Genomic DNA, 12,966 nt, shown 5'->3' with positions numbered 1-12,966 from the left:
CCAATTCTAGGGATAGGCGGCCGAATTCGTTGTCAAGAATTGTCAATGCCTGCCGCCACATGACGGGTTATTAAAGGATATAGATGCCGCTGAACAATTCATTCGCATTTATTTATTATCAGAAGATAACCGGCTAAATCGGTAATAGTGGCCATTGCGGATTTTTATAATTGCAGTTAGTCTGCGAGCCAATGAGTTCCGAAAGGGGAGAACCCGATGTCTCAATATGCCGACCTCAAAGCGCAAATTGCCAAACTGCAGGCACAGGCAGAAGAAGCACGGCGCACCGAAATTGACAACGTAATAGCCGACATCCGCCAAAAGATCGCTGAATACAGTCTGACAGCGCAGGACCTCGGTTTTGCGGTCGCCGCCAAGCGTGGACGCCCGCCCAAGAAGGCGCCGCTGCCGGCGAAGTATCAGGATCCCAAATCAGGCAATACGTGGAGCGGTCGCGGCAAGCCACCTAAATGGATTGTCGGCAAGAATCGTGAACGGTTTTTGATTGGCAGCGCATGACACGATCGCGCAAGTGACAAAACCGAATGGAGATGCATCGCTTACACGGATTCGCGTTAGCGCGCTAACGCGTGAATAAGCGTGATGGAAGCGCATCCACATGCGTTTAAAAAAGCCGCCTGGGATGGCGGCTTTTTTCAATACAACGCGTCGGACGATTCCGGCCCGATACTCGCAAAAACGATTGGCACTAAAAGCGGACATTATTGTCCATCAATTAGCTTGGAGATGAAATACCGATCCAGCGCTTGGCCGAAGCGACAGGCGTTTAGTCGCAAAAACGCTTTCAACGCCTGTGCCTTTACCGGCTTTCCGCGTTAGCCCATTGCAACCTGGCGCAATACCGGGCGGCGCGTTGCTTCAATCAATGTCGAATAGCCGTCCACATAGTTCTGCGCCATCGTCTTCGAACTGAACCGCCGTTCGAATTGAGCGCGGATCTCCGTACGCGAAAGTTCGTCCAGCCGTTGCAGCGCGGCCACCGCGCCTTGCACGTCCTCGACGATGTAGCCCGTCACACCGTGGTCGATCACTTCAGGCACCGAGCCGCGATTGAACGCGATCACCGGCGTGCCGCAGGCCATCGATTCGATCATCACGAGGCCAAACGGCTCCGACCAGTCGATCGGGAAGAGCAGCGCCTTGGCGCCCGACAGAAACTCCGGCTTCTGCGCCTCGTTGATCTCGCCGACGAATTCCACGTGTGCCATCGAGAGCAGCGGTTCGATTTCGCGCTTGAAGTATTCCTGGTCGACCTTGTCGACTTTCGCAGCGATCTTCAGCGGCAGACCGCTTTGAGCAGCAATCTTGATAGCGGTATCGACGCGCTTTTCCGGACAGATCCGGCCGAGGAATGCGAGGTACTCCGGCTTCTTGTGCGCCTGCGGCGTCAGCAGTTGTTCCGGCAGACCGTGATAAACGGTGTTCAGCCAGTTTGCCTGCGGCAACGGCGCGCGCTGCGAGTCTGAGATCGACACCACCGGTACATGGGAGAACGCGTCGAACACGGGCTGCAGTTCCGGCAAATCGAGCCGGCCGTGCAGTGTCGTCACGAACGGCGTATCCATTGTCGTGAATAGCGGGAACGGCATGTAGTCGAGATGGAAATGCAGCACGTCGAATTCATGCGCGAGCTTGCGCACCTTTTCCATCATCAGCACATGCGGCGCGAGCGCGTCGCGGATCGTCGGATCAAGACGCAACGCGCGCGGCCAGCAAGCTTCGAGATTGGCGGAGGTCACCGAGTCGCCGCTTGCGAACAGCGTGACGTCATGGCCGAGGTCAACCAGCGCTTCGGTCAGGTAGGACACGACACGTTCGGTGCCACCGTAAAGTTTCGGCGGAACGGCTTCATACAACGGCGCAATTTGTGCGATTCGCATAATTTCTCCTAATCAGAAACGGCCTCGCACAATGGCGCTCAATAAGAGCGAAGAGCGAATGCCTGACGGACGGTTGGGCGCGGTAAGCCGCCGCCCGGGGGTGCTCCGAACCTGCATCGGGTAATCCCTTAGCGTTCATTATCGGGATCAGCCGGGCCAATTCGAGTTGTTTTTCAAACGCTTAACGTTGTTACAGCGCGAAACATGCCGCGTTACAGGTCAAAAAAACGCGTATCTCCGCCGTCTGGGTTGCGCTACCAGGCTGGTGACCCAACGCCGCGCATCTCTATAGCAAACGCTGAGCCTGCTCTGAATGAGGGCTGGACCGCAATCGCTTCACCCGCTTCGTTACAGGGATATGAAAACGCCCTTATAATCGACGCTCATCGTCCGAGCGGTGCGAACGCCGAGCCAAGGTTGCTCACCTTTCGGTTCAAATCTTGCCGCCAGGTTGTAACGCCGTCAGGACACAACTTACATGTCCGCCCGCGCGCTCCCAGCCCCACACCTTCATTTTTGTCCACGCGTGTAGGAAAAATTCCTACACGAATGACGGATTAATCCGTCACGCAGGCGAGGTGTCTGTCCGATTTTCGTTCGCTGTCCCTTTCGACACAATGCTGGCAAGACCACAAACGAGCCGATTCGTGCGGATGTAGTGCGCGCGTTCGAGCAAACGTTTCGCAAACGGCCTGACCAGCCAGACAGACCCCGGGGAAATCATGAGCGCGACAAGCGAAATGCTCGCTGAGATCAGAGAAGTGAACCTGTCCTATCTCCTCCTCGCGCAGCGTCTCCTGCGAGAGGACAAGCCAGTCGGCATGTTCCGCATGGGAATTTCGGACGAGCTGGCAGAAGTGCTCGCCAATCTTTCGCTCGCCCAGACCGTCAAGCTCGCGGCGTCCAACCAGATGTTGTGCCGTTTCCGTTTCGACGACCATGCCGTGCTGTCCGCGCTCGCGGACAAAGAGAAGTCGAGCGCCGTTGCCCAGGCGCACTCCGCGATCCTGATGGCAAGCCAGCCGGTCGAGCAACTCGGCTGACGGCAGGCAAGACTTCACATTAGCGTCGTTCAGTGCGGGAGCAGCGCCAGCGTATGGCCTATAAAAGTGTAGTGCTCGAAGTCAAGGAAATAACCCTGGCAATCGGGCTGATCGAACTCGGCGCACGCTTGCAGTTGCTCGAAGCCGAAACGAGCCTGTCGCGCGACCGGCTCATCAAGCTTTACAAGGAGCTGAAAGGCGTATCGCCGCCCAAGGGCATGCTGCCTTTTTCGACCGACTGGTTCATGACCTGGCAGCCGAACTTTCACTCTTCGCTGTTCTACAACATCTACCGCTTCATGGCGGACCACGGCGGCTGCGAAACGATCCAGTCGATCGTGAAGAGCTACCGGCTCTATCTCGAACACGTGCAGCTGCACGGCGACGAGCCCGTGCTCAGCCTCACGCGCGCATGGACGCTGGTACGTTTCTTCGATTCCGGCATGCTGCAGTTGACCCCTTGCTGCCGCTGCGGCGGCCATTTTGTCGCGCACGCGCACGACCCGCAGCACGCGTTCGTCTGCGGGCTGTGCCAGCCGCCGTCGCGTGCCGGTAAGACAAAGAAATTTGCCGACGCCCGCGCCCGCGAGCATCTCGCCGCCCTCGAAGCCTGATTTATCGGGCAGGACGGCCGCCAGCGGGCGGCCGCTACAGGCCGCCCGGCTTGCCTGTCGGGCCGCACGGGCCCTGCGCCGGCAGCTTGTATCGAACGCCTGCCCCCTCCGTTTGACACCGCCGCTGCGTCCCGCTTTTCCACCAAAGTTTTCCGACTGCTTGCCGTAAACCAGATTAACGACGGTCACCGTCGCTTCTTTGTGAGGGCTCGGCAGTGCTGATTTTCGTGGGATCACTCGTGACGCTGTTGTCCGTTTTCGGCGGTTACGCGCTGGAAGGCGGCCATCTCGGCGCGTTGCTGCAGCCCGTCGAAGTGCTGATGATCGTCGGCGCCGGAGTCGGCGCATTCATTCTCGGCAACGGAATGAAGACCATCAAGGCGACGCTGCGCGTCCTCCCGACCCTGTTCAAAGGGGCCAAGTACAACAAGGACGTGTACATGGAGCTGATGGCGCTTCTGTACGTCCTGCTCGCGAAGGCGCGCAAGGAAGGCACGCTTACGCTGGAAGCGGACATCGACGACCCGTCGAAGAGTCCCATTTTCACGCAGTACCCGAAGATTCTCGCCGACCATCACATCGTCGAATTCCTGACCGACTACCTGCGTCTGATGGTGGGCGGCAACATGAATGCGTTCGAAATCGAAAGCCTGATGGACGAGGAAATCGAAACACATCACCACGAAGGTGAGGCGCCCGCTCACGCGCTGAACAAGGTCGGCGACGCGATGCCGGCGTTCGGCATCGTGGCCGCCGTCATGGGCGTGGTGCACACCATGGCTTCCGCGGACAAGCCGCCTGCCGTGCTCGGCGAGATGATCGCCCAGGCGCTGGTCGGCACCTTCCTCGGCATTCTGCTTTCCTACGGCCTGATCGGCCCGCTCGCGAGCGTCGCCGAACAGCGCGTGACCGAGTCCACCAAGATGTTTCAGTGCATCAAGGTGACGATTCTCGCCAGCCTGAACGGCTACGCGCCGGCCATTGCGGTCGAATTCGGCCGCAAGGTGCTCTTCTCGACCGAACGCCCGTCGTTCGCCGAGCTGGAAGAGCACGTGCGCCGCGTCAAGGCCAAATAACCGGCGCCCGGGACCGAAGCCATGAGCAAGGACAAAGACCGCGCCATCGTCGTCAAGCGCGTCGCGCCGAAGAAATCCGGGCATCACGGCGGCGCGTGGAAGCTCGCATATGCGGACTTCATGACCGCGATGATGGCGTTCTTCCTGCTCATGTGGCTGCTGAGTTCGGCGTCCACGGTGCAGTTGCGCGGGATCGCCGACTACTTCAACCAGCCGCTGAAGATCACGCTGTGGGGCGGCGATCGCAGCGCGGAAGATTCGAGCATCCTTAAAGGCGGCGGCCGCGACATCTCGACGGACGCACAAGGCGTGACACGTGCGACGGACGGCGCGAACAGCCGATCGGCGCACAGCGCCTCGCACAACGACGAAGACTCGATGAAGCAGTTGCAGGGAGAACTCGAGCGCCGTGAGCAGGCTCGCCTGCACGATCTGCAGGTCAAGCTGATGGCCGCGATCGAAGCGAACCCGGTGCTGCGCCAGTTCAAGCAGCAGATCCGTATCGACTCGACGCTGACGGGCTTGCGCATCGAGATCGTCGATTCGCAGAAGCGGCCGATGTTCGCCACCGCGAAAGATCAGGTCGAGCCGTATATGCGCGACATCCTGCGTGAAATCGGTCACACGCTGAACGACGTGCCGAACCGCATCATCGTGCAGGGGCACACCGACGCCGCGCAATATGCGGGCGGCGAGAAAGGCTACAGCAACTGGGAACTGTCCGCGGACCGCGCCAATGCGTCGCGCCGTGAGCTGATCGCCGGCGGCATGGACGAAGCGAAGGTAATGCGCGTGCTCGGCCTCGCGTCGACGCAGAACCTGAACAAGGCGGACCCGATGGACCCGGAAAACCGCCGCATCAGCGTGATCGTGTTGAACAGAAGGTCGGAGGACGCGCTTAACCACGACGACTCCACGACGACGACTTTGTCGGACGACGCGGCCGGCTCCAAGCCGCTGCTGCAAAGAATTGCGCCGCCGGTGACGGCGGCGCCGAAGGTGCCGGCGAATGCGCCGGCGGCTCAGTAACGAACAGCGATCGGCCCTTGCGGTCCACGCGCACGGCAGGCGCGAACCGCACGGGCGATCCATGAAACAGGCGCAGCGAGAGGTTTTCATGATCAGGCACATCCTGGCAATCGACGATTCGGCATCGATGCGGCAGCTTCTGGGCGCAACGTTGACGACGGCCGGCTACGAAGTGACGCTCGCGGCGGACGGCAACGAAGGGCTTGAAAACGCGCTCGCCATGTCGTTCGACCTCGTGTTGACGGACCAGCACATGCCGGGCAAGACCGGCCTCGATCTGATCGCCGAGCTGCGCGGTAATCCGGCCTACCAGGCGACGCCCATCCTCGTCCTCACGACGGAATCGGGCGAGCCGTTCAAGGCTGCGGCGCGCTCGGCGGGTGCGACCGGCTGGATCGAAAAGCCGCTCGACCCCGACATGCTGACCGAACTGGTGGCGGCGTTAGCGGAACAGGACCACGCATGAGCGCCGGAATCGGCGCCAACCCTATGACACGTTTCACAAGCTTTCGACGCGGCGGCTTGGCAGCCCAAGCCTAGACAGAAAATCTCGCGGTGACCCAGGCATGACACTCGATATCACTCAGTTCTATCAGACGTTTTTCGACGAAGCGGATGAACTGCTCGCGCAGATGGAGCAGTTGCTGCTCAATCTGAATCTCGCCAATCCGGACCCGGAGGACCTCGCGGCGATTTTCCGCGCGGCGCATTCGATCAAGGGTGGCGCGGCGACGTTCGGCTTTACCGCGTTGACGGAAACGACCCACATTCTCGAATCCCTGCTCGATCGCGCACGCAATAACGAACTCGTGCTGCGCAAGGACATGATCGACACGTTCCTCGAAACCAAGGACGTGCTGTCGGGCCAGCTCGCCGATTACCGCGCGAGCGCGGAGCCGGACGTCGCCGTGGCCAAAGCGATCTGCGCGAAGCTCGAACAGTTGCACGCGGAGAGCCGTCAGGGCGCCGCCGCCACTGCGCCGGCAGTAGCCGTACAGGCGGTGGAGGAAGTGGTAGCAAACGGCAGCGCGCCGGAGCACGTCGTCGAACAGGCGGTGCAGGTAGCGGGCGAATGGACAGGCGGCGAACCGGCGCAGACCGGCGAAGCGGCCAACGCCGGCGCCATCGGCGGTAACGACGACGGCGCCGGACCTCATCTGAAAATTACGCTACGGGGCGTGGGTGAGAAGGACCAGGAACTGCTGGCCGAAGAGCTCGGCAACCTGGGGAATATCGTTGGGCAGGTCAAAAGCGGCGGCGATCTGACGCTGTGGCTCCAGACCGATGTGACCACCGACGACATCATCGCCGTGTGCTGTTTCGTGATCGACGAAAGTCAGATCGTGATCGGCCGCGGCACCGCGCCGGCGGACGGCGATCAGCAAGGCGAACCTGGAACGCCCGACGCTGAACCGTCGTCCCCGGCGCAAGCAGCACAGGCAGTACAAACGATTCAGACGGGCCACGCAGCATCGCCGGCACAGGCGGCCGGCACCGCTGCACCCGCCAAACCTACACAGGGTCTGTTCGACGCGACGGGCGCATCCGCGCAGGCTGCGGCTCAACCCGCAACGGCCGCCAGCGCGCCGGCGGCGAACACGGCCGCCGCGCCGGCAGCAACGGGCGCTTCGGCACCCGCTGAAACGGACCGCAAGGCAGCCGCGCGTCCGGCAGCAGCAGCGGGCGGCGCGGAAGGCAGCTCGATTCGCGTCGGCGTGGAAAAGGTCGATCAGCTGATCAATCTGGTCGGCGAACTGGTGATCACGCAGGCCATGCTTGCCGAAACCACCAGCACGTTCGACCCGGCGCTGCACGACCGGCTTTTTAACGGCATGGCGCAACTGGAGCGCAATGCACGTGATCTGCAGGAAGCGGTGATGTCGATCCGCATGATGCCGATGGATTACGTGTTCAGCCGCTTCCCGCGTCTCGTGCGCGATCTCGCGGCGAAACTCGGCAAGGAAGTGGAGCTCGTCACGTTCGGTCAGGCGACCGAGCTCGACAAGAGCCTGATCGAGCGGATCATCGATCCGTTGACGCACCTCGTGCGCAACAGTCTCGACCACGGCATCGAAACCGTGGAAGTACGGCGCGCAGCGGGCAAGGCTTCGACCGGGCAGCTGGTTCTCTCGGCGGCCCATCATGGCGGCAACATCGTCATCGAGGTCAGCGACGACGGCGCCGGCTTGCGCCGCGACAAGATTCTCGCGAAGGCGGCCAAGCAGGGCATGCAGGTCAGCGAGTCGATGTCCGACGAAGAAGTCTGGAACCTGATCTTCCTGCCGGGCTTCTCGACGGCCGAGCAGGTGACGGACGTCTCCGGCCGTGGCGTCGGCATGGACGTGGTGAAGCGCAACATCCAGTCGATGGGTGGTCACGTGGAAATCACCTCGCATGCCGGCAAGGGCAGCACCACGCGCATCGTGCTGCCGCTCACGCTCGCCATTCTCGATGGCATGTCGGTGAAGGTCGGCAACGAGATCTTCATTCTGCCGCTGAACTTCGTGATGGAGTCGCTGCAACCGCGAGCCGAAGATATTTATACGATCGCCAACGGTGAGCGTGTGGTGCGCGTGCGCGGTGAATATCTGCCGCTCGTTGCGTTGCACGAAGTGTTCAACGTCGAAGACGCGAAGCACGAACCGACGCAAGGCATCGTCACCATCATGCAGACCGAGGGGCGCCGCTTTGCGATGCTGATCGACGAACTGGTGGGCCAGCAGCAGGTGGTCGTGAAGAACCTCGAAACGAACTACCGCAAGGTGCACGGCATTTCCGCCGCCACGATTCTCGGCGACGGCAGTGTCGCGCTGATCGTGGATGTGGCCGCGCTGAACCGCGAATCGCGCAACGCGCATGGCGCGATGAGCCTCGCATGACATTCCTTCAATTTATTTCATCCCAACCGTTTGGGGGCTAACGTGGCAGAAGTCCAATCCATCAATTCGAGCGTCGCGAACGTGAGCGCTATGCATGGCCGTCGCGACGCGCAGCAGGCTGACGCCGGCGGTCAGGAATTCCTCGTCTTTACGCTCGGCGCCGAAGAGTACGGCATCGACATTCTCAAGGTGCAGGAAATCCGCGGCTACGACAACGTCACGCGAATCGCGAATGCGCCGGATTTCATCAAGGGCGTGATCAATCTGCGCGGCATCATCGTGCCGATCGTGGACATGCGCATCAAGTTTCATCTGGGGCGTGTCGAGTACGACCATCAGACGGTGGTGATCATTCTGAACGTCGCGCATCGCGTGGTCGGCATGGTGGTGGACGGCGTCTCCGACGTGCTGACGCTTGCGATGGACCAGATCATGCCGGCGCCGGAATTCGGCGCGACGCTGACGACCGAGTACCTCACGGGACTCGGCACCGTCGACGGCCGCATGCTGATTCTGATGGACATCGAAAAGCTGATGACCAGCCGCGAAATGGCGCTGATCGAAACGCTCGGCGTCTGACGGCGGCGGCACTTCTGATAGTTTGAAACAGGGAGCATCGAGATGCTGAGCAGGTGGTCGATTCGTACATCGCTGACCGTGGTGGCGATCATTCTGGTGGCGCTGACCGTGGTGGTCGGCGTGTTGGGCCTCACTGCGCTGCGCGGCGCGAGCGGTTCGCTCGATCGTATTTCGCGCGGCGATCTGGTGGCGATTCACGCCCTCGACGATGCTTCCGCCTATCTGTTGCGCTCACGCCTCGCGGTGGATCGCTTCAACACGCTCTCGGCCGCGGGCAATGCGGACGAGGCGAAAAAAGCGATCGACCGTGCGCAGGAGTTGCTGACCAAAGGCAACCAGAGCTGGCAGCTTTATCTCGATGCGCCCAAGCAGGGCATCGACCAGGCGCTGCTCGACGACGTGCTTGCCAAACGCACGAGCGTGATGCGTGACGGCGTCGATCCTGAGTTCGCCGCATTGAACGCGAACGATATGGCGGCGTACCACGCTATCGCCGATACGAAGATCAGCCCGATGTTCATCGCGTACGACGGCGCGGCCTCGGCCGTCGTCAAGGCGTTGCAGCAAAGCGCCGTCGATCAGCAAACGGGCGCGCAGGCGAACATCTCGCTGATGACCACGCTGATCGCCGCGCTCACGGCCATCGCACTGCTGCTCGTGGCGGGTATCCGCTTCGCGCTGCGCGGCCTGATCGTGCAGCCGCTCGCCGATGCGACCGGGTGCTTCGAGCGAATCGCGTCGGGCGACCTGACCGAGACGATCGAGGTGTCCAGCCGCAATGAAATCGGGCGCCTCTTCGCCGCGATCAAGCGCATGCAGGACAGCATGGCGACGATGGTGAAAGCGGTCCACAGCAGCACCGAATCGATCGACACCGGCGCACGCGAAATCGCGATGGGCAACACCGATCTGTCGCAGCGCACCGAGCAGCAGGCGGCGTCGTTGCAGGAAACCGCGTCGAGCATGGAGCAGCTCACCGGCACCGTGCGTCAGAACGCGGAGAACGCCCGGCAGGCGAGCCAGCTGGCGGTCAACGCGTCGGACATCGCCACGCGCGGCGGCGACGTCGTGAGCCAGGTCGTGACGACGATGCAGGACATTGCCAGCAGCTCGAACAAGGTCGTCGACATCATCGGCGTAATTGAAGGCATTGCGTTCCAGACGAATATTCTCGCGCTGAACGCGGCGGTCGAAGCCGCGCGGGCAGGCGAACAGGGTCGCGGCTTCGCGGTCGTGGCCGGCGAGGTGCGCAGCCTCGCGCAACGCAGCGCGAGCGCCGCGAAAGAAATCAAGGAACTGATCGGCGACTCGGTCGACAAGGTGCAAAGCGGCTCGGCGCTGGTCGGCCGCGCGGGCACGACGATGGACGAGATCGTACAGGCCGTGCGGCGCGTGACCGACATCATGGGCGAGATCAGCGCGGCGTCCGAAGAGCAGTCGGGCGGCATCGAACAGGTGAATCGCGCGGTGGTGCAAATGGACGAGGTCACGCAGCAGAATGCCGCGCTGGTGGAAGAAGCGGCGGCTGCGGCCGCGTCGCTCGAAGATCAGACGCGTCAGTTGCAGGCCGTGGTGAGTGTGTGGAAGGTGGCGGGTGGAACGCGCGGCACGGTGGGCGCCAACGCGCCGGCGGCATCGCGCGCGTTCGTCGGCAAGCGCGCGCCGGGCAAAAAGGTTCCGTCGCCTGCTGCCGCTCAGGGCGGCAACGCCGGCACGGCGGCTGTCGCACCGGCGGTGAATGCGGCCGTGAATGTCGCGACGGCGCCGGCCACGCACGGCAGCGCCGCCGCACGCACCGAGCCGACGCTGAAGCCGAAGTCGGGGCGCACGTCGCCGTCTGCTTCGTCCGAAACGGCGGGGCGTGCTGGCGCGGCGCATACCGTTGCGGCGGGATCGGACGCGGACTGGGAAACCTTCTGACGCTCACCGAACCACCACCAGACAGACACTGAACAGGCACACCACGACATGCGGTCATTCGACATCTCGCTGCACGACGGGCGAATCATCGAAGCACGCTCCGAGAGCGTGTCGCGAGCCGACTGCGTGTCAGTAGCACTCGCGGGCGGGCGCGACCCCGCGAATCCAATCCCCTGCGCCGGAGCACACGTTACGGTCGCGGCGCGGGATGGCTCGTATTGCAGGCAGGAACACACATGATGGCAACGCGCACACAACAACGTCCTGACCGGCAAGACACGGTCAGAGGCGGAGACACGGCACGGGATTTCGAATTCACGTCGGCGGACTTCGCCCGCATTCGCGAACTGATTCATCGCAGCGCGGGCATTTCGCTGTCGGATCACAAGCGCGACATGGCATACAGCCGTCTCGCGCGGCGGCTGCGCGCTCGCGGCCTCGATACGTTCAGGCATTACCTGGATCTGCTCGAAGCGGAAAACGACCCGGCCGAATGGGAAGCCTTCACGAACGCACTGACCACCAACCTGACCGCGTTTTTTCGAGAAGCGCATCACTTCCCGATTCTCGCCGACTTCGTGCGGCGTCGCGCTCAGCCGGTTTCTGTGTGGTGCTCGGCGGCTTCGACGGGTGAGGAGCCCTATTCGATCGCGATGACGCTGATCGAAGCCCTCGGAGAAAGCGGCGCGCGCCAGGCGACGGTGCTGGCCACCGACATCGACACGCAGGTGCTCGCCAAAGCCGCCGCCGGGATGTACCAGTTCGACCAGGTCAAGCACTTGTCGCCGGAACGCCTGAAGCGCTTTTTCCTGAAAGGCACCGGCGCGCACGCCGGCCTCGTGAAGGTCCGCCCGGAAGTGCGCGCGCTGGTGCGCTTCGAGCAGCTCAATCTGACCGACCGCGATTACCAGTTGCGCACGCAGTTCGACGCGATTTTTTGCCGCAACGTGATGATCTATTTCGACAAGCCGACGCAGGCGCAGGTGCTCGCGCGCTTCGAGCCGCTGATGAAGTCGGGCGGCCTGCTGTTTGCCGGCCACTCGGAAAATTTCACGTACGTCACGCAGGCATTCAAGCTGCGCGGCCAGACGGTGTATGAACTCACGCGCGACGCCGTCGGCGCACGCGAGCCATCGCGCGCATCGACGCGTGAGATGGCGAGCGGAGTCGCCGCATGAGCCGCCTGCCGATTGCCACCAACCTGTATTACGACAACCACTTCCAGCGCCCCGGCGTGAAGCTGTTGCCAAACGAGTTCTACACCACGCATGAAGACATGGTGCTCGTCACCGTGCTGGGTTCCTGTGTGGCGGCCTGCATCCAGGACCGGCTGGCGGGTATTGGCGGCATGAATCACTTCATGTTGCCCGACGACGGCGCGGAAGTCGGCCACGCCGCATCGGATTCGATGCGTTACGGCGCGTACGCAATGGAAGTGCTGATCAACGAGTTGATCAAGGCCGGCGGCCGCCGCGAGCGGTTCGAAGCCAAGGTGTTCGGCGGCGGCGCGGTGCTCGCCGGCATGACGACGATGAACATCGGCGACCGCAATTCGGAATTCGTGCGCCGCTATCTCGCGCTCGAAAAAATCCGCATCGTCGCCGAAGACCTGCAGGGGTCGCATCCGCGCAAGGTCGCGTTCATGCCACGCACGGGCCAGGTGATGGTGAAAAAGCTTCGTCTGCAACAGGAAGCGGGCGTGGCCGAGCGCGAGCAGGCGCTCGTGCGGCAGAGCGCCGAAGCGCGCGCCGAGCGGCTCGCCGCGGCGCGCAAACGGGTCGAACTGTTTTCGACGCCTGCGCCGGCGCGTCCGAAGGTGGAACTGTTTTCGTCGTCAGCCGCTGCCAAACCCAGAATCGAGCTGTTCGCCGCAGGCCCGCGTCCCAGTCATCCGAACAACGCCAGAACCACAGAGGAGGCGTGAG

13 protein-coding genes are annotated in these 12,966 nt (G+C 62.4%); 12 read left to right on the top strand and 1 reads right to left on the bottom strand.

The features are described 5' to 3' along the window. Positions 1 to 216 precede the first annotated feature (216 nt). Both AAGS40_RS14745 and AAGS40_RS14740 read left to right on the top strand, forming a co-directional pair. The gene (locus AAGS40_RS14745) at positions 217 to 519 is read left to right on the top strand and encodes an H-NS histone family protein (RefSeq protein ID WP_345812218.1); all 303 of its coding nucleotides are present in this window, start codon (positions 217 to 219) and stop codon (positions 517 to 519) included. Positions 520 to 603: 84 nt separating this feature from the next. Beyond that, entirely contained in the window at positions 604 to 840 is a 237-nt protein-coding gene (locus AAGS40_RS14740; protein ID WP_345812216.1) for a hypothetical protein, read from the top strand. Here the strand turns inward: AAGS40_RS14740 and AAGS40_RS14735 are convergent. Then, the gene (locus AAGS40_RS14735; protein WP_345812215.1) at positions 837 to 1,901 is read right to left on the bottom strand and encodes a glycosyltransferase family 4 protein; all 1,065 of its coding nucleotides are present in this window, start codon (positions 1,899 to 1,901) and stop codon (positions 837 to 839) included. The genes AAGS40_RS14740 and AAGS40_RS14735 overlap by 4 nt on opposite strands. Positions 1,902 to 2,623: 722 nt before the next feature. On the opposite strand from AAGS40_RS14735, the gene flhD reads away from it, so the two are divergent. The 10 genes from flhD to cheD all read left to right on the top strand — a co-directional run bounded on the left by flhD (position 2,624) and on the right by cheD (position 12,965). Then, entirely contained in the window at positions 2,624 to 2,944 is a 321-nt protein-coding gene (gene flhD, locus AAGS40_RS14730) for a flagellar transcriptional regulator FlhD (protein WP_345812214.1), read from the top strand. Between the two features lie 53 nt (positions 2,945 to 2,997). After that, a complete protein-coding gene (gene flhC, locus AAGS40_RS14725) occupies positions 2,998 to 3,558 on the top strand; it encodes a flagellar transcriptional regulator FlhC (protein ID WP_345812213.1) in 561 nt (186 codons plus the stop codon). A 215-nt stretch (positions 3,559 to 3,773) separates the two neighbouring features. Further along, positions 3,774 to 4,634, top strand: a complete 861-nt coding sequence (gene motA / locus AAGS40_RS14720) for a flagellar motor stator protein MotA (RefSeq protein ID WP_345812211.1) — start codon at positions 3,774 to 3,776, stop codon at positions 4,632 to 4,634. A 21-nt stretch (positions 4,635 to 4,655) separates the two neighbouring features. After that, positions 4,656 to 5,663: a flagellar motor protein MotB gene (gene motB / locus AAGS40_RS14715; RefSeq protein WP_345812210.1), complete on the top strand. Its 1,008-nt coding sequence runs from the start codon at positions 4,656 to 4,658 to the stop codon at positions 5,661 to 5,663. An 88-nt stretch (positions 5,664 to 5,751) separates the two neighbouring features. Next, positions 5,752 to 6,129 (top strand): response regulator, encoded by a 378-nt coding sequence (locus AAGS40_RS14710; protein WP_345812209.1) that lies wholly within the window; start codon positions 5,752 to 5,754, stop codon positions 6,127 to 6,129. Between the two features lie 100 nt (positions 6,130 to 6,229). Next, a complete protein-coding gene (cheA, locus tag AAGS40_RS14705) occupies positions 6,230 to 8,542 on the top strand; it encodes a chemotaxis protein CheA (RefSeq protein ID WP_345812208.1) in 2,313 nt (770 codons plus the stop codon). 42 nt (positions 8,543 to 8,584) lie between these two features. Then, entirely contained in the window at positions 8,585 to 9,121 is a 537-nt protein-coding gene (locus tag AAGS40_RS14700) for a chemotaxis protein CheW (RefSeq protein WP_345812207.1), read from the top strand. Positions 9,122 to 9,163: 42 nt separating this feature from the next. Continuing rightward, on the top strand, positions 9,164 to 11,041 hold the full coding sequence (locus AAGS40_RS14695; RefSeq protein WP_345812206.1) for a methyl-accepting chemotaxis protein: 1,878 nt from the start codon (positions 9,164 to 9,166) through the stop codon (positions 11,039 to 11,041). Positions 11,042 to 11,277: 236 nt separating this feature from the next. Then, positions 11,278 to 12,219, top strand: coding sequence for a CheR family methyltransferase (locus AAGS40_RS14690; RefSeq protein WP_345812205.1), 942 nt, complete (start codon positions 11,278 to 11,280; stop codon positions 12,217 to 12,219). After that, on the top strand, positions 12,216 to 12,965 hold the full coding sequence (gene cheD, locus AAGS40_RS14685) for a chemoreceptor glutamine deamidase CheD (protein ID WP_345812204.1): 750 nt from the start codon (positions 12,216 to 12,218) through the stop codon (positions 12,963 to 12,965). Before AAGS40_RS14690 ends, cheD begins: the two co-directional genes overlap by 4 nt. Position 12,966: the final 1 nt, after the last annotated feature.

Source organism: Paraburkholderia sp. PREW-6R (assembly GCF_039621805.1).
Classification (GTDB): Bacteria; Pseudomonadota; Gammaproteobacteria; order Burkholderiales; family Burkholderiaceae; genus Paraburkholderia.
The sequence above is the reverse complement of the archived record's forward strand: the minus strand, read 5'-3'. Positions and strand labels throughout refer to the sequence as shown.

What these genes read in the sequence shown, in the direction of transcription:
- AAGS40_RS14735 (WP_345812215.1), bottom strand. Translation starts at nt 1,901, where the DNA reads ATGCGAATCGCACAAATTGCGCCGTTGTATGAAGCCGTTCCGCCGAAA.
- motB (WP_345812210.1), top strand. Translation starts at nt 4,656, where the DNA reads ATGAGCAAGGACAAAGACCGCGCCATCGTCGTCAAGCGCGTCGCGCCG.
- AAGS40_RS14745 (WP_345812218.1), top strand. Translation starts at nt 217, where the DNA reads ATGTCTCAATATGCCGACCTCAAAGCGCAAATTGCCAAACTGCAGGCA.
- AAGS40_RS14740 (WP_345812216.1), top strand. Translation starts at nt 604, where the DNA reads ATGGAAGCGCATCCACATGCGTTTAAAAAAGCCGCCTGGGATGGCGGC.
- AAGS40_RS14695 (WP_345812206.1), top strand. Translation starts at nt 9,164, where the DNA reads ATGCTGAGCAGGTGGTCGATTCGTACATCGCTGACCGTGGTGGCGATC.
- flhC (WP_345812213.1), top strand. Translation starts at nt 2,998, where the DNA reads ATGGCCTATAAAAGTGTAGTGCTCGAAGTCAAGGAAATAACCCTGGCA.
- cheD (WP_345812204.1), top strand. Translation starts at nt 12,216, where the DNA reads ATGAGCCGCCTGCCGATTGCCACCAACCTGTATTACGACAACCACTTC.
- cheA (WP_345812208.1), top strand. Translation starts at nt 6,230, where the DNA reads ATGACACTCGATATCACTCAGTTCTATCAGACGTTTTTCGACGAAGCG.
- flhD (WP_345812214.1), top strand. Translation starts at nt 2,624, where the DNA reads ATGAGCGCGACAAGCGAAATGCTCGCTGAGATCAGAGAAGTGAACCTG.
- AAGS40_RS14710 (WP_345812209.1), top strand. Translation starts at nt 5,752, where the DNA reads ATGATCAGGCACATCCTGGCAATCGACGATTCGGCATCGATGCGGCAG.
- AAGS40_RS14690 (WP_345812205.1), top strand. Translation starts at nt 11,278, where the DNA reads ATGATGGCAACGCGCACACAACAACGTCCTGACCGGCAAGACACGGTC.